The 25,590-nt window shown below is 60.7% G+C and carries 20 protein-coding genes; 7 read left to right on the forward strand and 13 right to left on the reverse strand.

Annotation, left to right across the window (positions count from 1 at the left end; all coding sequences use genetic code 11):
* Nucleotides 1–89: 89 nt before the first annotated feature.
* Nucleotides 90–2,441, forward strand: a complete 2,352-nt coding sequence (locus tag GTP27_RS11080) for a penicillin-binding protein 1A (RefSeq protein WP_161039236.1) — start codon at nucleotides 90–92, stop codon at nucleotides 2,439–2,441.
* Between the two features lie 39 nt (nucleotides 2,442–2,480).
* Here GTP27_RS11080 and GTP27_RS11085 read toward each other — a convergent pair whose 3' ends face one another.
* Nucleotides 2,481–3,191, reverse strand: coding sequence for a TetR/AcrR family transcriptional regulator (locus GTP27_RS11085; RefSeq protein ID WP_229633697.1), 711 nt, complete (start codon nucleotides 3,189–3,191; stop codon nucleotides 2,481–2,483).
* Nucleotides 3,192–3,354: 163 nt separating this feature from the next.
* On the opposite strand from GTP27_RS11085, the gene GTP27_RS11090 reads away from it, so the two are divergent.
* A complete protein-coding gene (locus GTP27_RS11090; protein WP_161039237.1) occupies nucleotides 3,355–4,269 on the forward strand; it encodes a lipase family alpha/beta hydrolase in 915 nt (304 codons plus the stop codon).
* 9 nt (nucleotides 4,270–4,278) lie between these two features.
* Entirely contained in the window at nucleotides 4,279–5,211 is a 933-nt protein-coding gene (locus GTP27_RS11095) for a lipase secretion chaperone (RefSeq protein WP_161039238.1), read from the forward strand.
* Between the two features lie 15 nt (nucleotides 5,212–5,226).
* Here GTP27_RS11095 and GTP27_RS11100 read toward each other — a convergent pair whose 3' ends face one another.
* Entirely contained in the window at nucleotides 5,227–6,360 is a 1,134-nt protein-coding gene (locus tag GTP27_RS11100) for a GGDEF domain-containing protein (protein ID WP_371865911.1), read from the reverse strand.
* 171 nt (nucleotides 6,361–6,531) lie between these two features.
* Entirely contained in the window at nucleotides 6,532–7,515 is a 984-nt protein-coding gene (locus GTP27_RS11105) for a choice-of-anchor A family protein (RefSeq protein ID WP_161039239.1), read from the reverse strand.
* Between the two features lie 222 nt (nucleotides 7,516–7,737).
* Here GTP27_RS11105 and GTP27_RS11110 point away from each other — a divergent pair, with 222 nt between their 5' ends.
* The 3 genes from GTP27_RS11110 to serB all read left to right on the forward strand — a co-directional run bounded on the left by GTP27_RS11110 (nucleotide 7,738) and on the right by serB (nucleotide 13,097).
* Complete coding sequence (locus tag GTP27_RS11110; RefSeq protein ID WP_161039240.1) at nucleotides 7,738–8,676, forward strand: 5'-nucleotidase; 939 nt, start codon at nucleotides 7,738–7,740, stop codon at nucleotides 8,674–8,676.
* A 79-nt stretch (nucleotides 8,677–8,755) separates the two neighbouring features.
* On the forward strand, nucleotides 8,756–12,199 hold the full coding sequence (gene mfd, locus GTP27_RS11115; RefSeq protein WP_161039241.1) for a transcription-repair coupling factor: 3,444 nt from the start codon (nucleotides 8,756–8,758) through the stop codon (nucleotides 12,197–12,199).
* 52 nt (nucleotides 12,200–12,251) lie between these two features.
* Nucleotides 12,252–13,097, forward strand: a complete 846-nt coding sequence (gene serB, locus GTP27_RS11120; RefSeq protein ID WP_371865912.1) for a phosphoserine phosphatase SerB — start codon at nucleotides 12,252–12,254, stop codon at nucleotides 13,095–13,097.
* A 33-nt stretch (nucleotides 13,098–13,130) separates the two neighbouring features.
* On the opposite strand, the gene GTP27_RS11125 is transcribed toward serB, so the two are convergent.
* The 4 genes from GTP27_RS11125 to rimO all read right to left on the reverse strand — a co-directional run bounded on the left by GTP27_RS11125 (nucleotide 13,131) and on the right by rimO (nucleotide 17,336).
* Nucleotides 13,131–13,613 (reverse strand): low molecular weight protein-tyrosine-phosphatase, encoded by a 483-nt coding sequence (locus GTP27_RS11125; RefSeq protein ID WP_161039243.1) that lies wholly within the window; start codon nucleotides 13,611–13,613, stop codon nucleotides 13,131–13,133.
* 25 nt (nucleotides 13,614–13,638) lie between these two features.
* Complete coding sequence (gene hisC / locus GTP27_RS11130) at nucleotides 13,639–14,694, reverse strand: histidinol-phosphate transaminase (protein WP_161039244.1); 1,056 nt, start codon at nucleotides 14,692–14,694, stop codon at nucleotides 13,639–13,641.
* Complete coding sequence (locus GTP27_RS11135; RefSeq protein WP_161039245.1) at nucleotides 14,691–15,860, reverse strand: cystathionine beta-lyase; 1,170 nt, start codon at nucleotides 15,858–15,860, stop codon at nucleotides 14,691–14,693. The genes hisC and GTP27_RS11135 overlap by 4 nt, the downstream gene beginning before the upstream one ends.
* Before the next feature lie 69 nt (nucleotides 15,861–15,929).
* Nucleotides 15,930–17,336, reverse strand: a complete 1,407-nt coding sequence (gene rimO, locus GTP27_RS11140; RefSeq protein WP_161039246.1) for a 30S ribosomal protein S12 methylthiotransferase RimO — start codon at nucleotides 17,334–17,336, stop codon at nucleotides 15,930–15,932.
* A 162-nt stretch (nucleotides 17,337–17,498) separates the two neighbouring features.
* On the opposite strand from rimO, the gene GTP27_RS11145 reads away from it, so the two are divergent.
* The gene (locus GTP27_RS11145; RefSeq protein WP_371865913.1) at nucleotides 17,499–18,536 is read left to right on the forward strand and encodes a LacI family DNA-binding transcriptional regulator; all 1,038 of its coding nucleotides are present in this window, start codon (nucleotides 17,499–17,501) and stop codon (nucleotides 18,534–18,536) included.
* On the opposite strand, the gene GTP27_RS11150 is transcribed toward GTP27_RS11145, so the two are convergent.
* The 6 genes from GTP27_RS11150 to phaC form a co-directional block, all read right to left on the reverse strand.
* Nucleotides 18,533–19,618, reverse strand: coding sequence for an ABC transporter ATP-binding protein (locus tag GTP27_RS11150; RefSeq protein ID WP_202416692.1), 1,086 nt, complete (start codon nucleotides 19,616–19,618; stop codon nucleotides 18,533–18,535). The genes GTP27_RS11145 and GTP27_RS11150 overlap by 4 nt on opposite strands.
* Nucleotides 19,619–19,621: 3 nt before the next feature.
* A complete protein-coding gene (locus GTP27_RS23610; RefSeq protein WP_202416693.1) occupies nucleotides 19,622–20,503 on the reverse strand; it encodes a carbohydrate ABC transporter permease in 882 nt (293 codons plus the stop codon).
* A complete protein-coding gene (locus GTP27_RS11155) occupies nucleotides 20,500–21,423 on the reverse strand; it encodes a carbohydrate ABC transporter permease (RefSeq protein ID WP_161039248.1) in 924 nt (307 codons plus the stop codon). The genes GTP27_RS23610 and GTP27_RS11155 overlap by 4 nt, the downstream gene beginning before the upstream one ends.
* A 68-nt stretch (nucleotides 21,424–21,491) precedes the next feature.
* The gene (locus GTP27_RS11160) at nucleotides 21,492–22,832 is read right to left on the reverse strand and encodes a GH1 family beta-glucosidase (RefSeq protein WP_161039249.1); all 1,341 of its coding nucleotides are present in this window, start codon (nucleotides 22,830–22,832) and stop codon (nucleotides 21,492–21,494) included.
* Nucleotides 22,833–23,062: 230 nt separating this feature from the next.
* Nucleotides 23,063–23,626, reverse strand: a complete 564-nt coding sequence (gene phaR / locus GTP27_RS11165) for a polyhydroxyalkanoate synthesis repressor PhaR (protein ID WP_161039250.1) — start codon at nucleotides 23,624–23,626, stop codon at nucleotides 23,063–23,065.
* 197 nt (nucleotides 23,627–23,823) lie between these two features.
* Nucleotides 23,824–25,557, reverse strand: coding sequence for a class I poly(R)-hydroxyalkanoic acid synthase (phaC, locus tag GTP27_RS11170; RefSeq protein ID WP_161039251.1), 1,734 nt, complete (start codon nucleotides 25,555–25,557; stop codon nucleotides 23,824–23,826).
* Between the last annotated feature and the right edge of the window lie 33 nt (nucleotides 25,558–25,590).

The following is a 25,590-nucleotide window of genomic DNA, read 5'->3' on the forward strand; positions in this document are numbered from 1 at the left end:
ATCATAGACTGCGGCCCTCTAATTTGCAAAAATCGCCATTTTCCTATTCCCGATGGCGCACACCCTTTAGTCTATAATCGCGCCTACCGATGTCTCCGAGAGTGCCTGCCTTGACTACTTCCTCCATCGATTTTTCCCAGTGGCTGACCCGCCGTAACGCCATCCGCGCTGCGATTGGCGCGGGCATAGCTGGCCTGATCGCCGCCGGACTGCTGATCGCCTATATGCTGCTGGTGGTAGCGCCCAACCTGCCATCGCTCGATGCTGTCACCGACTACCGCCCCAAGATCCCGCTGCGCATCTATACCGCCGATAACGCCCTGATAGGCGAATTCGGCGAAGAACACCGCGATTTCATCCCCATCAAGGACATGCCGGAGATGATGAAGAAATCGATACTGGCGATCGAGGACAAGCGCTTCTACGACCATAACGGCATCGACTGGGTGCGCGCACTGGGCGCGGCACGCGCCAATCTGGGCGGCGCCATGCGTCAGGGTGGTTCCACCATCACCATGCAGGTAGCGCGTAACTTCTTCCTCACGCGGGAAAAATTCTATGGCCGCAAGCTCAATGAAGTCATGCTGGCCTTTAAAATCGAAGCAGCCCTGAGCAAAGACCAGATTCTGGAACTGTATATGAACCAGATCTATCTGGGCCAGCGCTCGTTCGGCTTCGGCAGCGCCGCCCAGACCTATTTCGGCAAATCGCTGAAAGACCTGAATATTGCCGAAATGGCCATGCTGGCGGGCCTGCCCAAGAATCCAGCCCACCACAATCCGGCCACCAATCCGAAACGCGCCAAACAGCGTCAGCAGGTGGTGCTGCGTTCCATGCGCGACCTGAACTACATCACCGAAGAGCAGTACCAGAAAGCTCTGCACACCACGCTGCATGTCAGCCACCGTGGCCAGGAATTCGAAACCCATGCCGAATATGTGGCCGAACTGGCCCGTCAGGTGGTGTACGCCCAGTTCAAGGAAGAGTCCTACACCCGCGGCATCAGCGTCTACACCACCATCCTCAAGGCTGACCAGATAGCTGCCTACGAGTCGGTGCGCCGCAACGTGCTCAATTACGACCAGCGCCATGGCTACCGCGGTCCGGAAGCCTACATCAACCTGCCGGCCAATGAAGAAGAGCGCGACGACGCTATCGAGGAAGCGCTGCAACGCCGCCCGAGCAGCGACCGCCTGATTCCGGCCGTGGTGCTCGACGCCAGTCCGAAAGCCGTCAAGGTGCAGAATCCGTCGGGTGAAGAAATCACTATCAGCGGCGAAGGTCTGCGTCTGGTCACCAGCGCCCTGAGCGATAAAGCCAAAGACAGCGTGCGTCTGCGCCCGGGCGCAGTAATCCGCATCATGCAGGAAAAGAGCGGCTGGATCGTTACGCAGGTGCCGCAGGTGGCGGCTGCATTTGTTTCTATCGATTCCGTTACGGGTGGCTACCACGCCATGGTGGGCGGTTTTGATTACAACCTGCAGAAGTTTAACCACGTTACGCAGGCATGGCGCCAGCCCGGTTCGTCCATCAAGCCATTCGTGTATTCGGCGGCACTGGAAAAAGGCTTCAATCCATCGACTATCATCAACGACTCGCCGCTCGACCTGACCGGCGCGGAGACCGGCAACGAAGCCTGGAGCCCGAAAAACGATGACGGCAAGTTCGATGGCCCCATCACCATGCGCACGGCGCTGGCCGAATCCAAAAACGTCGCTTCGGTGCGCATCCTGCGCTCGATTACCGTGCCGTTTGCCCACAACTATCTGGGCAAATTCGGCTTCGATCTGGCCAAGCACCCCAAGAATCTGACGCTGGCTCTGGGGACGGGCTCGGTGACCCCGGCGCAGATGGTAGGTGCCTATTCCGTGTTTGCCAATGGCGGCTACGCGGTTGAACCCTATTTCATCGCCAGGATCGTCGATGGCGACGGCAAGATCATCTCGGAAGCCAAGCCGCGCACCACGCTGCCGGATGATGCCCGCGTGATCGATCCGCGCAATGCCTATGTGGCCGATAGCATGATGCGTCAGGTAACCCGCAGCGGCACCGGCGCAGCCGTCGCCAAACTGGGCCGCCCCGATCTGGCGGGCAAAACTGGCACTTCCAGCGATGCCGTCGATGGCTGGTTCGCCGGCTATGGCGGCGGCATCGTGGCCGTTTCGTGGATGGGTTATGACGATTCCAAATCGCTGGGCGGCAAGGAGTTCGGCGCCACCGTGGCCTTGCCGATCTGGATAGACTACATGCGGGTGGCCCTGCAGAACCGTCCGGCGCAGGAGCGTCCGGTGCCGGCCGGACTGACGCAGGTGGACGGCGAATGGCTGTATGACGAGTTTATGGGCGACGCTGCGCGCCACTCGCTCGACATGGAAGACTATGTGGCGCCCGGCGGCGAGAACGTTACCCCGACTCCGCCCGCTACGCCAGCCACTAACTAGACTAGCGCGCAGCCCAGCCTGCGCGGCCTGCCGCTCCGGCTAGCCGCGCAGATAGCCGCGCATCAGGCGCACCGCGCTTTCGGCAAACTGGTCCGGGCCGATATCGGCCGCGCGGTACTTCCAGCGCTTGACATACCAGTCCTGGAACATGGCCATGATGTGCGAGGCCAGCAGCTCGGGACTGCCTTCGGGCCGGTTCGGCAGTTCGCTGATGATGCCGGCAAATAGCGCCTGCACATACAGCTCCGACTCCTTGGCCGTGGCGCGCTGGGCCGTCTGCAATACCCGCGAATCCATGAAGACGAAATAGAACCATGGCTGCAGTATCTCGGAAACGAAGATCGACGCGCGCACCAGCGCTTCCAGCCGGTCGAGCGGATCGCTCAGATCATGGAACATGCGCGGCACTTCATGCGTCGCGTGGCGCACCACGTCCTCTATCATTTCCGCCAGCTGGTCCTTGCTGCTGATGTAGCCGTATAGGCCACCCATGGACAAGCCGGTTTCCCGACACAGGTCGCGCAGATTCATGGTGCGGAAACCCACCTCGTTGGCCAGCTTGAAGGTGGCGCGGAAGATCTTCTCGATATTTTCCAGTGCCGGTTTGCGCCGCTTCACCGTAATCCGCTCGGCGTTATGGTCCAGCAGATAGGCCCAGATATTGTTGCCATCCAGAGGCGTCATGGCCTGAAATTGTTGCAGGTCGAAATGGGCTGGCAAGGTTGTCTCGCTATCTCTCGCTGTAGGCATTGTGGTTTTTTTGCCTTGATTATAGCGCAGCCTATCGGGCGCTATCAGCCCCCCTGCACTTTGGCTCCTCAGGCCTAGTGTGCGGTCTGCAAGGTCATCGGAGCGGTGCTACATTTTCCTCACCGGCCACGCGCCGGACCATAAAAAATCTACGGAGACCCATATGAGACAACGCATCTGCCAGCTACTGGCTTTCTGTCTGCTCGCCTGCACCCTGATCAGCAGCCCTGCCCGCGCCGCCGGCTACACCCAGACCCGATATCCCATCGTGCTGGTCCATGGTCTGTTCGGCTTCGACAACATCGGTCCGGTCGACTATTTCTACGGTGTGGCATCGGCCCTGCGCAGCGGCGGCGCACAGGTATATATCACGCAGGTTTCCGCCGCCAACAGCACGGAAGTGCGCGGCGAGCAGTTGCTGACACAGGTAAAACAGATACTGGCTGCCACCGGTGCCAGCAAAGTCAACCTGATCGGCCATAGCCACGGCGGCCCCACGTCGCGCTACGTGGCCTCCGTGCGGCCCGACCTCGTAGCCTCCGTCACCAGCGTGGGCGGCGTCAACAAGGGCTCGCGCGTGGCCGACGTGCTGATAGGCGCCGTGCCTGACGTGACCTACAGTCTGGCCAATGCCGTCTCCGGCTTCATCAGCTTCCTGTCCGGCAGCCCGACGCTGCCGCAGAACGCCAGAGCCGCCGCCACCTCGCTCAGCACTGCCGGCACGCTGGCGTTCAACCAGCGCCACCCGCAAGGCGTGCCTGCCAGCGCCTGTGGCGAAGGCGAGCAGCAGGTCAACGGCGTCTACTACTTCTCGTGGAGCGGCGCCCAGCCTTACACCAATCTGCTCGACGTCAGCGATCCGGTGCTGGCGCTCACGGCGATCGCCTTCAACGGCGCCAAGAATGATGGACTGGTCAGCAGCTGCTCGAGCCATCTGGGCCGGGTGATCCGCGACGACTATGCGCTCAACCATCTGGATGAAGTCAACCAGCTGGTCGGCATCACCAATCTGTTCGAAACCAGCCCGCTCACCCTGTTCCGCCAGCAGGCCAACCGGCTGCAGGGACTGGGCCTGTAGGGAGTGTGCATGAAGCCGAAGGCTAACACTACCGTCCTGCTGTGCCTAACCATCGCGGCCGGCATCGCCATGTATGCCGGCTGGCGTCAGCCTACTCTGCCAGCAGCGCCGGCGACGGCCAGCAAGTCTGATCCGCTTAGCTTCGTTCCCTCCATGCTCGGCACACGGCCCGATGGACAGCTCCGCCAGCAGGGCCCGGACCAGCTGCTGCTCACGCCCGAACTGGTCTATCTGTTCGATTACTATCTGGCGGCGATGGGCGAAAAACCGCTCGCGGCCATCCGCGCCGAAATCCGCCATGAACTGGAGCGCCGCCTGCAGGGCAAGGCCGTCGCCGAGGCATGGCGACTGCTCGATGCCTACCTGGGCTACAAACGGGCACTGGCCGACGTCGAGGCTGCCCTGCCGGCCAGCACCCATCCGGTAGAGGCGGCGCGCCGGCGTCTGCTAGCCATGCAGCATACGCGCAGCAGCTATTTCAGCGCCGGGGAAAGTGCCGCCCTGTTCGGCACCAGCGACGCCTATGACGAGGATGCCATCGCCCGCATGGAGATCAGCAGCGACCGCAAGCTAAGCGAAGCGCAGCGTCAGCAACACTGGCAGGCGCTCGATGCCCGGCTCACGCCGGCCCAGCGCGAAGAACGTGCCGCCCCCGGCCGCGTACTGGCGCTGGAACAGGCGGTGGCGCAGGCACGTGAACGCGGCGCCGGCGACAACGAAATCTACCGCTTGCGCGCCGCCACCTTCTCGCCTGCTGCCGCCGACAGGCTAGCCGAACTGGATAAGGAAGAAGCCGACTGGCAGCGCCGCATCGCCAGCTATCAGACCAGCCGCCGTGCCCTGATGGATCAGGGCCGCAGCAATGGCGCCGCCATGCAGCAGCTGCGCGATGCCAGCTTCAGCCCGGCCGAACAGCTACGGCTGGGCGCCTACGAACAATAAATGAAAAGGCGGTGCTCAGGCCGAACAGACCTGATTACGTCCGCTGCGCTTGGCTTCATACATGGCCCGGTCGCCTGCGGCCATCAGGGCCGTCAGTTCGTAGCCCGCCTTCGATGACGACACCACGCCTATGCTGACGGTATAGCCGACGACAGCCCCATCGCAGGAGACGGATTCGTCGGCGATGCGGCCACGCAGGCGTTCGGCCAATCGCAGCGCCGCCGACGGATCTACCCCATCGAGCACCAGCACGAACTCCTCGCCGCCTATGCGCGCCAGCACATCCATGGGCCGCAGTTCCTGCCTGAGCAGCCGCGTCAGACAGCGCAGCACTTCGTCGCCCGCTGCATGGCCAAAACTGTCATTGATCTGCTTGAAGTGATCCACGTCTATCATCAGCACGGCCAGTTCGCGCCGCGCTCTTTGCAGCCGCAGCGCCAGCCGGCCACCCTGATCTTCCAGCCCGGCCCGGTTCATGGCCCCAGTCAGTGCGTCGATGCTCGACAGATGGCGCAGGCGTTCGGCATAGCGCCACATCACCATCAGAATGAGCCCGACCGTGGTGCACACCTGGGCCAGCGGTACGGTCAGCATGGTGATGCCCAGCACGGTCGAACTGGACAGATCAGCCGGACCTTCCTGCATCAGCAGATGCATGCCGCGCACCACCAGTGCTGTGCCCAGCAGGCCGAAGCCCGTCACGGCGATAGGCACGCCGCGCTCGTGCGAATAGCGTCCGGCCGCATAGCCGCACATCCAGTTGAGCGCACCGAAATAGAAACCGCTAAAGGCGACCCGCCCTCTTACACTCGGTTCGATCAGCGTGAAATAGCCGCTGACCAGCAGGGCAATCAGGGTAATGAGCAGAATCTGGCCCAGCGCCAGCGTATCGCCACAGTGGACCCGCACACCATGCAGCACCAGCCCTATGCCCAGCGCAATCAGGCTGTAGCCAAGCAAAGCACACAGCAGCAGCGGTATGCCATTCAGATTGGTCAGCGCCAGTCCGGCCGAAATCACCAGATTGCCGGTCGCCCACCAGCGCATTTCAGGCGGGCTGTCACGGTAGCAGGCAGAGGCAACCAGCAATGCCGTCGTCAGCACCGTGGTACAAACCTGAACCAGTAACAGTGTGTCGAAGCTAAGCACGCCGGCTCCCGTCCTGATGATGTTTCAATGTAACTCAGGCATTGGGTACTGGCAATTAGAACTGTGCTGGACAAACAAAAATAGCTGCCGTAGCAGCTATTTTTGTAACAGTGACTGAGGGCGCGGCGTGCTGCCCTGAGCGGCGTCGGGTCGGACGCCCTTCCCGAAAAATTACTTGTGGCGGCGGCGACGCGCCACTGCCCCCACCAGTCCCAGACCGGCCAGCAGCATGGCATAGGTTTCCGGCTCCGGCACAGGCGCTGCAACGTAGCCCTTGAAGGGCTCCCAGCCCACTTCCACGGCGCTGCTGATCGAGTTGGCCACGATACTGCCTTCGAGGTGGCCGGTACCGGTCAGATCGGCGGTGTTGGCCAGAATCGAACCCCAGGTAAAGGTCGAAATCTGTACACCGCTCGCACCGTTCAGGTTGAACAGCACGTGATTACGCATAGCCTCCAGCTGGCCGCCCTGGCCGCCGCCGAACGTCACCGTGCCGCTGCCGATGACGTTGATCAGTACGGTGGCGTCTTTAGCAACATTGCTAAGAGTGAGGTTGGTCAGATTATTGGTGGTGAGATTGAAAACCTCCACGCCAGATTTGCCATTCCCCACCAGCGACAGGCCGCCGTTGATCGCCTGCACCGAGGTACCGTTGCTGGCCTGTTTGGCCAGCGTATTGGACAGCGCGGTCAGACTGGCTTGGGTGGCGTTGAAATCGGTCACCTTGCTGATATCCGTCTTGGTCAGACTGTGATAGGACGACGAGGTATTGCTGCCGCCATACACGCCCTTGCCATAGGGATTGGTCGGGAAACTGGTGATGGGGCCATAGCCTACCGTGGTATCCACATTACTCTTGGTGGCAGCGTAGATATCGCCGCCCTGCAGGTTGACGTTGCCAGCGACTACCAGACCAGCAGCCGTGCTGCCGTACGGCGCGCGATAGCCGATCGAAGTGCCGCTGGCATTGAAGTTGCCGCCAACTGCCAGACGGCCTTCGATGTCGGTGACCTTGATGACATTGCCATAGATGTAGGCGCTGTAATTACTGGCTGCACCCAGATCAAAGCTCGGCACTGCCGCCTGGGCCGAACCGATCGCTGCGATGCTCAACACCAGTGGCAAAACACGTTTCAACAGAATAGTAGTGGTCATGGTATGTAATTGGTATGTAATTAGTATGTTAAGCGAATAAGACTAAAAAGACGGTTAGAACCCGACTGCATGGGAAGAATTATATCTCCAAAACAATAGAAATAACCATCCTGACAATAAAAATTTATTTAAATTAACTACCAGTTTCATACCAGTCTGCAAAATCAGCGCAGGAATTGGCAATGCGGTAAAGTAGTAGGTATTGCAACCAGCCCAGTCGCCATGGCCTATCCCATCGAAAACAAGCTTGTCATCGGTATCGCTTCCAGCGCGCTGTTTGACTTGAGTGCATCACACAAAATTTTTCTGGAAGAAGGCGAAGAAAGTTACCGGAAGTATCAGGAAGAACAGCATGACGTAGTGCTGGACAAGGGTGTCGCCTTCCCATTCATCCGCCGCTTTCTCAGCATCAACCAGCATTTCGCCGGTGAAGCACCGGTCGAAGTCGTGCTGCTTTCGCGCAATTCGCCGGAAACCGGCTTGCGCGTCATGCACTCCATCGCCCACTACGGGCTGGATATCTCGCGCGCCTGCTTTGTCACGGGCAATTCGCCCTACACCTATTTGCCCGCCTTCAATACCTCGCTATTCCTCACGGCGCATGAAGAAGATGTGCGCAATGCACTGGCCGCCAATTTTCCGGCCGGACTGGTGCTGCCTTCCCGCATCGAGGACGATGACAACGACAACGAATTACGCGTGGCCTTCGACTTTGACGGCGTGATTGCCGATGACGAGTCGGAAACCGTCTTCAAACGCAATAACAATGTGGACGAGTTCCACGCTCACGAGCGCGAACGCGTGGCGGTACCGCACCAGCCCGGCCCGCTGGCCGATCTGTTCCAGAAGCTGTCCATGATGCAGCGGCTGGAGGAAGAAGCCCAGCGGCGCGATCCGTCCTACCGCAAGATCCTGCGCATTGCCATCATCACGGCGCGCAGCGCGCCCGCACACGAGCGGGTGGTGACCACACTGAAAAGCTGGGGCGTCTCCGCCAACGAAACCTTTTTCCTCGGCGGCATGGAGAAAGCCCGGGTGCTGTCCATCCTCAAGCCCCACATCTTCTTTGACGACCAGCTCAGCCACCTGAAATCGGCTGGCGGCACCATTCCCATGGTGCACATACCGTTTGGCGTAGCCAACCGCAGCGCTGCACCATAACGGGCTGGCGGGGCTTGGTCTATAATGCTGGCAGCGGCATCGCCACTCTGGCGATGCGCCTTAACAGTGAAGCTGCGTTGTGTCTCTGGTCTTAAAAAATTCCATCCCCAAACCCGGCAACCGTTACGCCCTGCCAGCGCTGCATGGCTCGTCGGACGCCTACGCACTAGCGCAAACTGCGCTCGAACTCAAAGCACAGGGCCAGATGCTGGCCGTGATCGTGGCCAGCGCCAGCGACGGCCAGCGCCTGCTCGATGAAATTCCATGGTTTGGCGGCAGCCAGCTACGCTGTCACCTGCTGCCGGACTGGGAGACCCTGCCCTACGACGCCTTCTCGCCGCACCAGGATCTGGTATCCGAGAGGCTGGCCACGCTGCACGAAATCTCCAGCGGCCAGTGCGATGTCATGCTGGTGCCAGCTACTACGGCACTGGTGCGCATGGCGCCGCCCTCCTTCCTTGCTGCCTACACCTTCTTCTTCAAGAAGGGCGAGTCGCTCGATGAAGCGCGCCTGAAAACCCAGCTCACGCTGGCTGGCTACACCCACGTCACGCAGGTGATGTCGCCCGGCGAATACTCGGTACGGGGCGGCCTGATCGACCTGTTCCCCATGGGCTCGGCCCTGCCCTACCGGCTGGACCTGTTCGGCGATACCATCGAAACCATCCGCACCTTTGATGCCGACACCCAGCGCTCGCTGTATCCGGTACAGGAAGTTCGGCTGCTGCCGGGGCGCGAATTCCCCATGGACGAAGCAGCCCGCACCACCTTCCGCAGCCGCTGGCGCGAGCAGTTCGAAGGCGATCCTTCGCGCTCGGTGGTGTACAAGGACATCAGCTCAGGCATTGCATCGGCCGGCATCGAATATTATCTGCCGCTGTTCTTCGAGCAGACCGCCACCCTGTTCGACTATCTGCCGCAAGGTGCTACGCTGGCACTGGTGGGCGACATCAATGCCGCCATCCTGCGCTTCTGGACCGATACCGGCTCGCGCTACCGCTTCCTGAAAGCCGACCGCGAGCGGCCTATCCTGCCGCCGGAATCACTGTTCCTGTCGGATGAACAGTTCTTCGTGCTGGCCAAGCCGTATGGCCGCCTCGTTATCAGCCGCGACGCCGATGCAGGCGCCTCCGAGCTGTCGGCACCAGTGCCCAACATCGCCGTCAACCGCCATAGCGAAGATCCGCTGACCAATCTGCGCGCCTACCTGCTGCAGGCGGGCCGCCGCGTGATGATCTGCGCCGAATCGAATGGCCGGCGCGAGACGCTGCAGCAGTACTTCACCGAATACGATCTGACGCTGGCCGCAGCGGAAGGCTACGAAGGCTTCATTACTTCCAGCGCCAGGCTGATGCTGGGCGTGGCGCCCCTGCACGCCGGCTTCGAGCTGTCCACACCGGACGAGCACCTGATCTTCATCACCGAAACCGAGCTGTATGCAGGTTCCGGCCGCCGCGTGGGCAAGAAGAAGCAGGAAGCCGTCACGCAGGTGGAATCCATGGTGCGCGATCTGTCGGAGCTGAAGATCGGTGATCCGGTAGTGCACATCAACCACGGTATTGGCCGCTACATGGGCCTGACCAGCATGGACCTGGGCGAAGGCGAAACCGAATTCCTGCATCTGGAATATGCCAAGGACACCAAGCTGTATGTGCCGGTATCGCAACTGCATGTGATTTCGCGCTATTCGGGCGCCTCGCCGGACGATGCTCCGCTGCACTCGCTGGGCTCGGGACAGTGGGAAAAAGCCAAGCGCAAGGCCGCCGAGCAGGTGCGCGATACGGCTGCCGAACTGCTCAACCTGTACGCCCGCCGCGCACTGCGTCAGGGCCACGCCTTCGAATATTCGGCGCACGATTACGAGCGCTTTGCCGACAGTTTCGGCTTTGACGAAACGCCGGATCAGCAGGAAGCCATTAACAACGTCCTGCGCGATATGACTTCCGGTAAGCCGATGGACCGGTTGGTGTGCGGCGACGTGGGCTTCGGCAAAACCGAAGTGGCGCTGCGTGCTGCCTTCATCGCCGTGATGGGCGGCAAGCAGGTTGCCATCCTCGCACCGACCACCCTGCTGGCCGAACAGCACGCCCAGACCTTTGCCGACCGCTTTGCCGACTGGCCCGTGAAGATCGCGGAAATGTCGCGCTTCCGCACCGGCAAGGAGATCAGTCAGGCGATCAAAGGCATGGCCGACGGCACGCTCGACATCGTCATCGGCACGCACAAGTTATTGTCGGACGATGTGAAGTTCACCCGCCTCGGTCTGGTCATCATCGACGAGGAACACCGTTTCGGCGTGCGCCAGAAAGAAGCGCTCAAGTCGCTGCGCGCCGAAGTCGATGTGCTGACGCTGACGGCAACGCCGATTCCGCGCACGCTGGGCATGGCGCTGGAAGGCCTGCGCGACTTCTCCGTGATCGCTACCGCGCCGCAGAAGCGCCTCGCTATCAAGACCTTTGTGCGTAGCGAAGGCGAGTCGATTATCCGCGAAGCCTGCCTGCGCGAACTCAAACGCGGCGGGCAGGTGTACTTCCTGCACAACGAGGTAGAAACCATCCAGAACCGGCTGGCCATGCTGACCGAGCTGCTGCCGGAGGCGCGCATCGCCGTGGCGCACGGCCAGATGCATGAGCGCGATCTGGAAAAAGTCATGCGCGACTTCGTGGCGCAGCGCTACAACATCCTGCTATGTACCACGATTATCGAAACCGGTATCGACGTCCCCACCGCCAACACCATCATCATGCACCGCGCCGACAAATTCGGCCTGGCGCAGCTGCACCAGCTGCGTGGCCGCGTGGGCCGCTCGCACCATCAGGCTTACGCCTATCTGCTGGTGAACGACGTTGGCGCGCTGAGCAAACAGTCGCAGCGCCGCCTCGACGCCATCCAGCAGATGGAAGAACTGGGCAGCGGCTTCTATCTGGCCATGCACGATCTGGAGATCCGTGGCGCGGGTGAAGTGCTGGGTGATAACCAGTCCGGCGAAATGACGGAAATCGGCTTCCAGCTGTATTCCGATATGCTCAACGAAGCCGTGCGTTCCCTCAAGGCGGGCAAAGAGCCCGATCTGGCGGCGCCGCTATCGAGCACCACCGAAATCAATCTGCACGTGCCTGCCCTGCTACCCGCAGACTTCTGCGGCGACGTGCACGAACGCCTGTCCATCTACAAGCGTATGGCCAACTGCAATGCCCAAGACAAAATCGACGACATGCAGGAAGAACTGATCGACCGCTTCGGCAAACTGCCCGATGCCGTCAAGGCCCTGATCGAAACCCACCGTCTGCGCATCGCCGCCAAGACCGTGGGCATCATTAAAATCGATGCCCACACCGAAGCGGCCAATCTGCAGTTCATGGCCAAGCCGCCCATCGACCCGATGCGCATCATAGAACTGATACAGAAGAACCGCCAGATCAAACTGAACGGACAGGACAAGCTGAAGATCACTGCTTCCATGCCGGATCTGGCCACGCGCGTGGCCCAGATCAAGGGCGCCATCAAGCAGCTGACCAGCTAATCCGGCATTGTCCCGCCGCTATCGAACCACCTTTATGAATACGGAAAACACAATGACAAATCTGGTGCTGCAAGGTCTGGGCGACTGCAAAGCGCAACTGCAACAGCTGGCAGCACAGCTAGCGCCGGCCAGCAGCCGCTGGCTCAGCGACACGGCGCTGCGCTGCGAAGGCGTGCCGCTAGCCGACGGCCAGCGCCAGAGCCTGGCCGTTGCAGCACTGGCCGCCAAGGTCGATGTCAGCTATGACGCTGGACAGCGCAAGATGAGCGACTTCAAGCTAGTCGCAATGGACATGGATTCCACCCTGATCACCATCGAATGCATAGACGAAATCGCCGACATGCAGGGCCTGAAAGCGCAGGTATCGGAAATCACCGAAGCGGCCATGCGCGGCGAACTGGATTTTTCCGCCAGTCTGAAACGCCGCGTGGCCCTGCTGAAAGGCCTAGAGGCCTCGGCGCTGGAACGCGTCTACGAAGAACGTTTGCAACTGTCGCCCGGCGCGGAAAGCATGCTCAAGGCAGTACAGCAGGCTGGCCTGAAAACCCTGCTGGTATCGGGCGGCTTTACCTTCTTCACGGCACGGCTGAAACAGCGTCTGGGGCTGGACTACACCCACGCCAATGAACTGGAAATCGTCGATGGGCGCCTGACCGGCAACGTCATAGGCGGCATCGTCGATGCGGAAGAAAAGCAGCGTACCGTGGAGCGCGTATGCGCCGAACTGGGCATCAGTCCTGCTCAGGCCATCGTCATGGGCGACGGCGCCAACGATCTCAAGATGATGAGCATTTCCGGCATGTCCGTGGCCTTCCGCGCCAAGCCGGTAGTGCGCGAACAGGCCAGCGTGGCGCTAAACTTCGTCGGTCTGGACGGCATTCTGCCCTTGCTGGCCTGATCCCGCAGCATTACTAACGCTTAGATCCGCAGCCTAGCCTGAGCGACTGCGCAGCAGTTCCAGCAAGCCGTCGGAGGCGTCTTCGATATAGTCGAGCACCAGATCGAAGCCGCGCCCGCCACCATAATAGGGATCGGGCACTTCCAGCGCCCCGCTACGGCGGGCGTGCTGCATGAACAGACCCAGTTTATGGCGATGCTCGGGCGGACAAGCCGCCTCCAGCAGACCCAGATTGTGCTGATCCATTGCCAGCACATAATCGAATAGCGCGAAATCGCCGGGCTTCACCTTGCGCGAACGCTGGCTGGACAGGTCATAGCCGCGTTTGAGGGCAAACTCCATGGAACGGGGATCGGGCTGCTCGCCAACGTGGTAGCCGTGCGTGCCCGCCGAATCGATGGCTATCAGGTGGGCCAGACCAGCCGCTTCCACGCGCTGACGGAATACGCCTTCCGCCGTGGGTGAACGGCAGATATTCCCCATGCAGACAAACAGCACTGCCACTTTGCCAGTCATGCTCACGTCCTTCACAGCAGGGATTTCACAGTAGCGATTTCAGTGCGGCCACCAGCTGCATGCATTCCTCGTCCGTGCCGATGGAAATGCGCAGGAACTGGTCGATACGGGCCTGCCTGAAATGGCGCACAAGGATGGCACGTTCGCGCAAGCCTGCTGCCAGCGTGGCGGCATCATGCGACGGATGGCGGGCGAAAATGAAGTTGGCGGCGGATGGCAGCACCTTGAAGCCCAGCTCCTGCATCTGCTGCGTCAGCCACGCGCGAGTAGCGATGATGGCTGCCGATGTCTGGCGCGTGTACGCTACGTCCTGGATCGCCGCCACGGCGCCTGCCTGCGCTACCTGCCCCAGCGGATAGCAGTTGAAGCTGTTCTTCACCCGTTCCAGCCCGGCGATCAGATCGGTGTGGCCAAGCGCAAAGCCCACCCGCAAGCCAGCCAGCGAACGCGATTTCGACAGCGTCTGGATGACCAGCAGATTTTCATAGCGGTCCACCAGCGCTGCAGCGCTCTCGCCGCCAAAGTCCACATATGCTTCGTCGATCACCACCACCTGATCGGGGTGCGCCTGCAGCAGCGCTACGATCTTTGCCAGCGGCACGGCAATGCCGGTTGGCGCATTCGGGTTGGCGATGATAATGGCGCCGCAAGGCTGCGCATAATCGGCAATGTCGATCTCGAACTGCGCATTGAGCGGCACTTGCACATTGCGTATGCCATACAGGCTGCAATAAGTCGGGTAGAAGCTGTAGCTGATATCGGGGCTCAGCAGCGGAAGCTCATGCTTGAGCAGCGCATGGAAAGTATGGGCCAGCACTTCGTCCGAGCTATTCCCCACAAATACCTGCTCGCGCCGCAGGCCGAAATGTGCCGCCAGCGTGTCCTTGAGCGCCGCATTCGACGGATCGGAATACTTGCGCAGCTGTTCGCCTGCTGCCGCCTGCATGGCAGCAATGGCCAGCGGCGATGGCGGATACGGATTTTCGTTGGTGTTCAGTTTGATCAGACCCGGCATCTGCACCTGTTCGCCCGGTGTGTAAGGCGTCAGCGCGTGGACGACATCGCTCCAGTAGCGGCTCATTGCAGCACCTCCAGCGCCTGTTCGATATCGGCAATCAGGTCGTGCACGTCTTCCAGTCCCACATTGAAGCGTACCAGCTGGCCCTTGTTCGGCCAGTCCTTGCGCATGGTCTGTATGCGGTAAGGCATGACCAGACTGTTGGCGCCACCCCAGCTATAGCCTATCTTGAACAGCTGTAGCGCATCGATGAAGCGGTCGGTCTGGGCTTCCGTGTACTGCTCGTCGAAGATCACCGAGAACAGGCCGCCCGCGCCAGTGAAATCGCGCTTCCAGAATTCGTGACCGGGGCAATCGGTGAAGGCCGGATGCAGCACTTTCGAAATTTCAGGGCGAGCCTGCAACCACGCCGCCAGCTTGCGCGCAGCCGCGTCGTGCGCTTCGAAGCGCAGACGCATGGTGGGCAGGCCGCGCGACACGAGGAAGGCATCATCGGCTCCCACGCCCATGCCAAGGCGCATGTGCGCACCGGCGATCTTGTCGTGCAGCGCGCGGTCGCGCGTAATGACGGCGCCCATCAGCACATCCGAGCCGCCGGACTGGTATTTGGTCAGCGCCTGCATGATGATGTCCACGCCCAGATCGAAGCCGCGCAGCGCCAGTCCGGCCGACCAGGTATTGTCGAGCGCCACCACCACGCCGCGCGCGTGCGCAGCCTGGCAGATCGCTGGCAGGTCCGGCACTTCCATCGACACGGAACCGGGCGCCTCGGTCCAGATCAGACGGGTATTCGGCTGTATCAGTTGGGCGATGCCGGCGCCGATCAGCGGATCGTAGTAGCGCGCCGTAATGCCGTAGTCAGCCGACAGCCAGCGTCCCAGTTCGCGGTTGGGGTTGTAGACGTTATCGGGCAGCAGCACGTCGTCGCCGCTGCGCAGCAGGCCCAGATCGACCATGGCGATGGCGGCCAGACCGCTAGGCGCCAGCAGGCAGTAATTGCCGCCTTCGATTTCGGCCAGCCGCGCTTCCAGCGTAAAGGTTGTCGGCGTGCCGTGCAGGCCGTAGGTATAGGCGTTCTTGTCCTTCCATTCGCCCGAGCGCATGGCGGCCACGTTCTTGAACAGCACCGTGGAAGCATGGTGGATCACGGCAGGGAAAGCAGCAAAGCCTTCCGGTGCACGGTAATCGGGATGAACGATGGCAGTCTGCTGGGATTTTTTAAGTGTCATGATGAGTAAGCTCGGACGAAAAAAAAGGCGGTCCATATCTGGTCCGCCTTCATTATAGATTTGAATCGCTTATTGCGCCTCGCCCCACAGGTCGTGCGCGTCGGACGTGGTGATTTTCACGTCGACAAACTGGCCTACCGCGAGTTTTTTGTGCGGCTCGAACGGTGGCTTGACGTACACCACGCCATCGATTTCCGGTGCATCGGCGCTGGTACGGCCTACGCCGCCGGTGCGGTTGATCTCGTCGATCAGCACGCGCACGGTCTTGCCGACCTTGGCTTTCAGGCGGTTGCGCGAGATTTCTTCCTGCAGCAGCATCACGCGGCCACGGCGCTCTTCGCGCACTTCTTCCGGCACCGGGTTAGCCAGTTCGTTCGCCGTTGCGCCTTCCACCGGCGAATAGGCGAAGCAGCCGAGGCGGTCGATCTGGGCTTCCTTGAGGAAGTCCAGCAGGTATTCGAATTCGGCTTCCGTCTCGCCCGGGAAACCGGCGATGAAGGTGGAACGGATGGTCAGGTCCGGATTCATTTTGCGCCATGCCTGAATGCGGTCGAGATTTTTCTCGCCGCTGGCCGGACGCTTCATGCGCTTGAGCACTTCCGGATGGGCGTGCTGCATAGGAATGTCGAGATAAGGCAGAATATGGCCGTCACCCATCATCGGGATGATCTGGTCCACGTGCGGGTACGGGTACACATAGTGCAGACGTATCCATGCGCCATACGATTTGGCCAGCTCGCCCAGTGCTTCGGTCAGCTGGGTCATATGGGTCTTGATCGGGCGGCCATTCCAGAAGCCGGTACGGAACTTCACGTCAACGCCGTAGGCCGAAGTGTCCTGCGAAATCACCAGCAGTTCTTTCACGCCCGATTTGAACAGGTTTTCTGCCTCCAGCATCAGGTCCGCTATCGGACGCGACACCAGATCGCCGCGCATGGACGGGATAATGCAGAAGCTGCAGCGGTGGTTGCAGCCTTCGGAAATTTTCAGGTAGGCGTAGTGCTTGGGCGTCAGCTTCACGCCCTGTGCCGGAATCAGATCGAGGAAAGGCTCGTGCGGCTTGGGCAGGTGGGTGTGGACCGAGTCCATCACTTCCGCCAGCGCATGCGGGCCGGTCACAGCCAGCACTTTCGGGTGCACTTTCATGATGATGTCGTCGCCCGACGCATCCTTCTTCGCGCCCAGACAGCCGGTAACGATCACCTTGCCGTTTTCCGCCAGTGCCTCGCCGATCGCATCGAGCGATTCCTGCACGGCGGCGTCGATGAAACCGCAGGTATTGACGATGACCAGATCGGCGCCATCGTAGGACTTGGCCGTTTCATAGCCTTCCGCGCGCAGCTGGGTCAGTATCTGTTCGGAGTCCACCAGAGCTTTAGGGCAGCCCAGCGAAACAAAACCGACTTTGGGCGCGGCGCCACTGGTGCTGCCGGTGTCGCCGGCAGGCTTGTTACGGGAGAGAGATTGCGATTGCATGATAGATGTTGAATGCGGGTGTCGAAAGCGGGCGTGAAAAACGCGTGAAAATGTCGAGCAATCGAGCATTATAACCCATTCTTCATAGTGCGCCGTGATAGGATGGCGCTCCGGCCGCAGCCCCGCAAATGCTGCGGCAACAATGAATGGAGTGTAGATTTTGTGGCAACGCTAAAAGACGTCGCAGCCCTTGCGGGCGTGGGCATGTCCACCGCCTCGCGCGCGATCAGCGGCGCCGGCCCCGTGTCGCCCGCCGCCCTGAAAAAAGTGCAGGCCGCCGTCGAGCAGCTCAACTTCCGCCCCTCGTCGATAGGCCGCTCGCTGTCCAGCAAATCGCTGGGCATGATAGGCATCTACACGCCCTCCTTCTTCGGCGCCTACTACGGCACCATTTTGCAGCAGACCGATATCGAACTGCGCGCCATCCGCCGCCATGTGGTGGTAGCCACCGGCTGTGGCGAGGGCGACCGGCGCGAAGAAACCATTGAGGCCGTCAATTTTCTGATCGAGCGCGATTGCGACGGCATCGTGGTGCTGGCGCATGACCTGCGCGAAGAAGACATGCTGGTGCTATACAAGAAGCAGCCCAGAATAGCCTTCCTCAACCGGCGCAACCCTAGCGCACCCGAGACGGGCTTCTGCCCCGATCACTACCGTGGCGGCGAGCTGGCGGCACAGGCGCTGATCGAAGCGGGCCACCGGCAGATTGCCGTCATTGCCGGTCCTGCCACCGCTTTCGACAATATCGAGCGCATCAGCGGTTTCTATGCGCAGCTGGAAAAGCTAGGCATCGCTCGCAGCAGTGTGCGTCAGGTCGATGGCGATTTCTCGCGTGATAGCGGCTATGGCGCGGCAGCGCGCTTGCTCGAGCAGGGCGGGAACTTTACCGGCCTGTTCTGCGCCAATGACGAAATGGCCGTGGGCGCCCTCGCCTGCCTGCACCAGCGCGGCATCAGCGTGCCGCAGCAGGTTTCCGTGATCGGTTATGACGATGACTACACGGCGGAATACAGCGTGCCCGCACTGACCTCCGTGCACATCCCCATGCAGGAAGTCACCCGCAATGCCGTGCGCTGGCTGCTCAACCTGTGCTATGGCACCGGCCACGAGATCGTGCGTGCATACCCGATCAGCGTATCGATGCGGGCAACGCTGGCGCCTCCGCCCGGCCACAGCATAACTACGCCGGCAGCCAATTAAAGGCGCTGCTCGCTGCTGGCGTCGAACAGCGAGATGCGCTGGCTGCGAATGGCAAACGCCATCGCCTGTTCGCTTTCCACCGCCAGACCGTCCTGCACGATACCGGCCACCGGCGTGCCATGCAGATCCAGCCACACCACGCGATGCGCGCCCATGGCTTCGATCAGGGTCACCACACCGCTTGCCGGCTTGCTGGCGCCAGCGCGGTTGCCGATATCGATATCTTCGGGCCGCACGCCCAGCACGCACGCCTGACCATCCGCAGCCACCTGCGCGAACGGATAAGCCGAAACGTCCAGCGTCAGGTGCTCGTTTCGGAACAGCACCTGCCCGCCCTGCACCGACAGGCTGCCTTTGAACAGATTCATGCCGGGCGAACCGAGGAAGGTCGCCACGAACAGATTGGCGGGACGGCTGTAGATATTGTCCGGCGTGTCGAACTGCTGCACCACGCCGCCCTTCATCACGGCCATGCGCTGCGCCAGCGTCATGGCTTCCACCTGATCGTGGGTCACATAGATCATGGTGGCGCCCAGCTGCTTGTGCAGCTGCTTGAGTTCGCGCCGCAGTTCCGTGCGCAGCTTGGCATCGAGATTCGACAGCGGTTCGTCGAACAGCATCACATCGGCTTCGCGCACGATGGCGCGGCCTATCGCCACGCGCTGACGCTGGCCGCCCGACAGATGGGCCGGTTTGCGTTTCAGTAGCGGCCCCAGTTGCAGCATGTCCGAGGCACGCGCCACGCGGCGGGCAATTTCCGCCTTGGGCGTGCCATTGATGCGCAGGCCGAACGACATATTGGCTTCCACATCCATGGTGGGATACAGCGCATACGACTGGAACACCAGCGCAATGCCGCGGTCCTTGGGGTCGGCCCAGGTCATATCCTTGCCGCCGATTTCGATCTGGCCGCCGCTGGTATCGATCAGGCCAGCGATGCTATGCAGCAGCGTCGATTTGCCGCAGCCCGAAGGCCCCAGCAGCACCACGAATTCGCCCGCCTTCACATCCAGATTCAGGGATTCGATCACGGTATTGCCACCCAGCGTAATCTTCAGATCCCGTATCGCTACATTCGACATGCTTTATCCTTTAACCGCGCCAGAGGCGATGCCGCGCACGAACCAGCGGCCAGAAATGAAATAGAGAGCCAGCGGCACCAGCGACGTCAGGATGGTGGCAGCCATATTGACGTTGTACAGACGCTCGCCGGTAGTGGTGTTGATGATGTTATTGAGCTGCACCGTCATCGGCAGATGGTCGGTGCCAGCAAACACCAGCCCTAACAGGAAGTCGTTCCAGATACCCGTCACCTGCATGATCACCGCCACCACGATTACCGGCGTGGACATGGGCAGCATCAGCTGCAGGAAAATACGCCAGAAGCCGCCGCCATCGATACGCGCCGCCTTGAACAGTTCCACCGGCAGCGCAGCATAGTAGTTACGGAACAGCAGCGTCATCACCGGCATGCCGAAGATGGTGTGGATCAGCACTATGCCGGGCAGAGAACTGTACAGATTCAGCGTCGCCAGCACCCGTACCAGCGGATACACCATCACTTGAACAGGAATAAAGGCGCCCATCATCAGGACGGCAAACAGCAGGCCAGCGCCGCGCGGGCGCCAGAACGACAGCGCGTAGCCATTCACGGCACCTATCGCAATCGACAGGATGGTGCTGGGCACCACGATGGCAACCGAGTTCCAGAAACCGCCACGGATGCCGTCGCACTCCAGCCCCGTACAGACCGATTGCCACGCCTGCAGCCACGGCGCCAGCGTGGGATGCAGCGGCAGCGCAAACAGCGTACCGAGGCGGATTTCCTCCATCGGTTTCACCGACGTCACCAACATCACATACAGCGGCAGCAGGAAGAACAGCGCAGCGACAATCAGGAAGCCATACACGCCCATGCGCGCCGGTGTCCAGCCCGGCGTGCGGCGCGGTTTCAGCACGGCGCTCATGCTGCGCCCCCTTTGGCAGCGCGGCGGCTACGCACAAAATACAGCGGCGCCACGATTGCCAGCACCGTCGACAGCAGCACGATGGAGGCCGCCGAAGCAAGGCCGATATTGGCGCGGCCGAACAGATAGTCCATGATGAACTTGGCCGGCACTTCGCTGGCCGTGCCGGGCCCGCCCTGCGTCATGGCGACGACGGCATCGAATACTTTTACTACCATCACGAACAGCAGCACAAAGGCGGTAGACAGCGAGGCGCCCAGCATGGGCAGCACGATGCTCAGATACACGCGCCAGCGCGGAATACCTTCGATACGGGCCGCCTTCCAGATTTCCTCGTCGATGCCGCGCAGGCCGGACAGCATCAGCGCCATCACCAGACCGGAGGCCTGCCATACGGTAGCAATCACGATGGTGTAGATCGCCATATCCTGATCGACGATCCAGTCGAAGCGCGCCTCGGCAAACCCCAGCTTGTGCAGCACTTCCTGTATGCCCAGTTCGGGATTGAGGATCCACTGCCAGATCAGGCCCGTGGCCACGAACGACATCGCATACGGATACAGGAAGATGGTGCGCAAAGCACCTTCGGCCATCACCTTCTGGTCGATGAACACGGCCAGCAGAAAGCCGATCGCCAGACAGGCGACGATGAACAGCAGGCCGTAGATGGCAATATTCTGCAACGACAGCAGCCAGCGCTCGTTATTGAACAGGCGGATGTACTGCGCCGCGCCGACGAAATCGCTATTGGGGAAAGTGCGCGAACTGCTGACGGACACCCGCGCCGTCCACAGCATGGTGCCCAGATACGCCAGCAGCACCGTGGCCGCCATGGGCAGCAGCGCAAGGTAGGCGGCAATCGACACCCGCTGGCGCTGGCGCAGCGGCGCCACCCTGCCCGGCTGGTTAGCCTTGTTCATTCTGTCTCCTGAGGACGTGTAGCGCCCATTTTATGCGTATGGCCGAGCGAAACTCAATGTCTGGCCGCTTATTTGCTGCGCCGTTCGGCGAGGAACTGCTGTACCAGTCTGGCGCTGCGTTTGGGCGTGCGCTTCTGGGTGGCGTAGTCGACATGGACGATGCCGAAACGGCGCTCGTAGCCAAAAGCCCATTCGAAGTTATCGAGCAGCGACCAGATGAAGTAGCCGCGCACATCGACGCCAGCCTTGACTGCCTGATCGACGGCGGCCAGATGGCGGTTGAAGAAGCTGATGCGCTGGCTATCGTTAACCTCGCCGTCGACCACCTTGTCATCCGAGGCCATGCCGTTTTCCGTGATGTAGACAGGCGGCAGATGGGGATAGTCGTGCTTGAAGCTTACCAGCAGATGGCGCAAGCCATCGGGATAGACTTCCCAGCCCATCTGGGTACGCTCCACACCTTCCAGCGGCACTTCCGTATAACCATGGCCGCCATCGCTGACCACATTGCTGCGGAAGTAGTAATTAATGCCGAGGTAATCGAGCGGCGCGCCGATGATGGCCATATCGCCGGCCTCCACCTGCGGCTGGGCATCGGGCCACAGTTCCCACAGTGCTGCCGGATAGCGCTGTTTCAGCAGCGGGTCCAGCACCCACTGGTTGTTCTGCACTTCGAACAGCTCGGCGGCACGCCGGTCGGCGGCACGGCTGCCGGTGGTGCTGGCATGGCCTACATTAACCACGATGCCGGCCTGCGCGGACGGGTCATTGGCACGCAGATGTGCCATGGCCAGCCCGTGACCGAGCAGCAGATGGTGCATGGCCTGCGTGGCCAGTTTCACCTCCTGCTTGCCCGGCGCGTGGTGGCCATTGCCGTAGCCCAGCCACGCCGAGCACCATGGTTCGTTCAGCGTGGCCCACGCATCGACCAGACCCGCCAGCTCGCGGCTGATCATGTCGGCGTATTCGGCAAAGCGGAAAGCAGTCGCGCGGTTAGTCCAGCCGCCCTGATCTTCCAGATGCTGGGGCAGATCCCAGTGATACAGGGTGACGAAGGTTTTCATGCCCCTGGCGCGCAGCGCCTGCAGCAGCTGGCGATAGAAGGCGATACCGGCCTGATTGGGTTGGCCGTCGGCCGTCATCACGCGCGGCCACGCGATCGACAGGCGGTAGGCGTCGACCTGGAGCATGTCCAGCAGGGCCACGTCCTCTTCCCAGCGGTGATAGTGGTCGCAGGCCACCTCACCGGTATCGCCAGCGAGCACTTTGCCGGGGGTGGCGGAGAAAGTATCCCAGATCGAGGGCAGGCGGCCATCTGCGCTGCTCGCCCCTTCGATTTGATAGGCCGCCGTGGCGGCACCCAGCAGGAAATTCTTCTGCCACAACACCGAATCGGCGGGCGGCAACATACTCTGATCCAGCGCTACGGACACCACAGACACTCCCTATCAAATACCGAGAAAAACCGATTGGAATCGTTTCCACATCAGGTAAGCGATAGTAATGCCTAAGAATTTCTTGTGTCAACGGAAATGTCGATTTTTTGCAATACAGATACGAAAACGGCACGGCCACACAGGTGGCAGTGCCGTTCTCTCCTTGCTAGCGGCCCCGACGGGCCAGCTTCAGCGGATCAGACTTACTTCTTCTCGGCCGGGGCCGTGCCGGCTGCGAAGGGGAAAGTACCGAACAGATTCTTGCTCTGGCTCTGCATCTGCTCCTGCATCTGCACGAACAGGCTCTTGCTCTGGTCGATGTAGTTGTTCATCATACCCTGCATCATCGGACCCTGCACATTCATGAACTGGGTCCACATTTCCGGGCTGAAGGCTTTGCCATCGAGACCGCCCACGGCGCTGCCGGTGAACTTGCGCTGGATATCGGTAAATGCCTGCACGTTCTTTTCCAGATACGAGCCCATCATGCCCTGCATGGCGTGGCCGTAGAAGCGGATGATCTGGGCCAGCACGTCGGTCGAAAACATCGGTACGCCGCTGGCTTCTTCTTCCAGAATGATCTGCAGCAAGATACTGCGGCTCAGGTCTTCGTTGGTCTTGGCATCAACAACGGTAAATTGTTCATTGTCCAGCACCAGCTGTTTCACGTCCGTCAGCGTGATATAGGAACTGGTCTGCGTGTCATACAGACGGCGGTTCGGGTATTTTTTAATCAGACGGTCAGCATTTTTTTTCGTACTACTCATCACAAGTCCGTTTATTGCGCCGCAGCGCATACTCCATCAATTCGAAAAAAAAGCGAACGCTGGTCCGCTTTCCCAGTTACCTAGCTACCTATTATAGAGGGGAAAAAGCCTAAGTTGCACTAACCATCTTAACTATGGGTTTTATTGCAACGCAACGAAGTTGAGTTTTGCTCATACTCTTTCCCGTTGACCACAACTTAGTCAGCCTTGACCTTGACGTAGCGCCCCGGTGCCGCCTCGATAGGCTGGTAGCGCGCATTGCCCGGCTTGGCCTTGGGTTTGACCGCTTTGCCGCCGTGCGTGGCAAGGAAATCGGCCCACTGCGGCCACCAGCTGCCCGGCACCTCGGTGGCGCCGGCCAGCCATTGCTCGGCATCCTGCCGCTTGCTGCCGCGTGGCAGTGTGGCGTCATTGACCCAGTAGCTGCGCTTGTTCTTCGCGGCCGAATTGATCACGCCGGCGATGTGGCCGGAAGCGCCGAGTACAAAGCGGTTAGCCTTGGCCTTGCCCGGATTGAGGATGTTGATCGATTCGAAGGCCGAGGTCCACGGCACGATGTGATCTTCGCGCGAACCGTAGATGAAGACGGGCGCCTGGATTGCCGTCAGGTCTACCACTTCGCCCGCCACCTTGAGCTGGCCGGTTTTCAGTTTGTTTTCCAGATAGGTGTTGCGCAGATACCAGCAGAACATCGGCCCCGCCAGATTGGTGCTGTCCGAGTTCCAGTACAGCAGATCGAATGGCGGCGGCTCGTTCCCTTTGAGGTAGTTGGACTGCACATAATTCCACACCAGATCATTCGGCCGCAGGCTGGAGAAGGTGCTGGCCAGATCGCGCCCCGGCATCAGGCCGCCATCGCGGAACTGCTGTTCGCGCAGTGCCACCTGGGTCTCGTCGACGAACACGCTGAGCACGCCCGTATCGGCAAAGTCAAGGAAGGTGGTCAGCAGCGTCAGGCTGGAGGCCGGATGCTGGTCGCGTGCGGCCAGCACGGCCAGCGCGGTCGATACCAGCGTACCGCCCACGCAGAAACCCAGCATATTGAGCTGCTGCTGGCCGCTGATTTCCTGCGTCACCTTGATCGCCTCGATTACGCCGTACTGCACGTAATCATCCCAGGTGGTAGCCGTCATGCTCTTGTCCGGATTGCGCCACGAAATCAGGAACACCGTATTGCCCTGCTCGACCGCATAGCGCACCAGCGAATTTTCCGGTTGCAGGTCAAGAATGTAGAACTTGTTGATGCAAGGCGGCACCATCAGCAGCGGGCGCTGATGTACGGTAGGCGTTAGCGGGGCATACTGGATCAGCTGGAACAGCTCGTTCTCGTACACCACCGAACCGGGCGTGGTGGCCAGATTGCGGCCCACTTCGAAAGCGCTTTCGTCGGACAGGGAAATATGGCCCTTGTTCATATCGGCCAGCATATTTGCCAGCCCTTTGGTCAGGCTTTCGCCCTTGGTTTCGATCAGCTTCTGCTGGGCTTCCGGATTGGTAGCGAGGAAGTTGGCAGGCGACATGGCATCGATAATCTGCTGTACCGCGAAACGGATTTTCTGCTTCTGCTGCGGCGTGGTCTCCACCGTATCCACCATGGCATTCAGGAATTTGGCATTGAGCAGGTAGGATGCCGCGTTAAAGGTCGACATGGGATTGCCCTGCCACGCGGGGGAGGTAAACCGGCGGTCGGAGACGGATGGGGCTTTACCGGCCATCACGTCCTGCCACAGCTGACCGAAATCCTGCAGATACTGGTTTTTCAGCGCTTCCATGGCTTCCGGCTTTACCGCTGCGCCAACCTCCTGCATCATGGCGGCCAGTGGGTTGGCTTCCGTACTGGGGGCCAGATTGAACCAGGATTGCCATTGTGCGGGGTCGCTCATCTGCGACATCCATGCGTTGGCAATAGCTTGCGGGTCGGGCAAATTCATGGTTGATTCCCTAAAAAATAGTTAAAAATCTTT

It is taken from the genome of Duganella qianjiadongensis (genome assembly GCF_009857915.1).
Classification (GTDB): domain Bacteria; phylum Pseudomonadota; class Gammaproteobacteria; order Burkholderiales; family Burkholderiaceae_D; genus Rugamonas; species Rugamonas qianjiadongensis.

Excerpts from the sequence above, each read along its gene's own strand:
- GTP27_RS11090 (WP_161039237.1), top strand. The coding sequence starts at position 3,355 with ATGAGACAACGCATCTGCCAGCTACTGGCTTTCTGTCTGCTCGCCTGC.
- GTP27_RS11135 (WP_161039245.1), bottom strand. The coding sequence starts at position 15,860 with ATGACACTTAAAAAATCCCAGCAGACTGCCATCGTTCATCCCGATTAC.
- GTP27_RS11155 (WP_161039248.1), bottom strand. The coding sequence starts at position 21,423 with ATGAACAAGGCTAACCAGCCGGGCAGGGTGGCGCCGCTGCGCCAGCGC.
- GTP27_RS11095 (WP_161039238.1), top strand. The coding sequence starts at position 4,279 with ATGAAGCCGAAGGCTAACACTACCGTCCTGCTGTGCCTAACCATCGCG.
- GTP27_RS11125 (WP_161039243.1), bottom strand. The coding sequence starts at position 13,613 with ATGACTGGCAAAGTGGCAGTGCTGTTTGTCTGCATGGGGAATATCTGC.
- serB (WP_371865912.1), top strand. The coding sequence starts at position 12,252 with ATGACAAATCTGGTGCTGCAAGGTCTGGGCGACTGCAAAGCGCAACTG.
- GTP27_RS11110 (WP_161039240.1), top strand. The coding sequence starts at position 7,738 with ATGGCCTATCCCATCGAAAACAAGCTTGTCATCGGTATCGCTTCCAGC.
- phaC (WP_161039251.1), bottom strand. The coding sequence starts at position 25,557 with ATGAATTTGCCCGACCCGCAAGCTATTGCCAACGCATGGATGTCGCAG.
- hisC (WP_161039244.1), bottom strand. The coding sequence starts at position 14,694 with ATGAGCCGCTACTGGAGCGATGTCGTCCACGCGCTGACGCCTTACACA.
- GTP27_RS11085 (WP_229633697.1), bottom strand. The coding sequence starts at position 3,191 with ATGCCTACAGCGAGAGATAGCGAGACAACCTTGCCAGCCCATTTCGAC.
- phaR (WP_161039250.1), bottom strand. The coding sequence starts at position 23,626 with ATGAGTAGTACGAAAAAAAATGCTGACCGTCTGATTAAAAAATACCCG.
- GTP27_RS23610 (WP_202416693.1), bottom strand. The coding sequence starts at position 20,503 with ATGAGCGCCGTGCTGAAACCGCGCCGCACGCCGGGCTGGACACCGGCG.
- rimO (WP_161039246.1), bottom strand. The coding sequence starts at position 17,336 with ATGCAATCGCAATCTCTCTCCCGTAACAAGCCTGCCGGCGACACCGGC.
- GTP27_RS11080 (WP_161039236.1), top strand. The coding sequence starts at position 90 with ATGTCTCCGAGAGTGCCTGCCTTGACTACTTCCTCCATCGATTTTTCC.
- GTP27_RS11105 (WP_161039239.1), bottom strand. The coding sequence starts at position 7,515 with ATGACCACTACTATTCTGTTGAAACGTGTTTTGCCACTGGTGTTGAGC.
- GTP27_RS11150 (WP_202416692.1), bottom strand. The coding sequence starts at position 19,618 with ATGTCGAATGTAGCGATACGGGATCTGAAGATTACGCTGGGTGGCAAT.
- GTP27_RS11160 (WP_161039249.1), bottom strand. The coding sequence starts at position 22,832 with ATGTTGCCGCCCGCCGATTCGGTGTTGTGGCAGAAGAATTTCCTGCTG.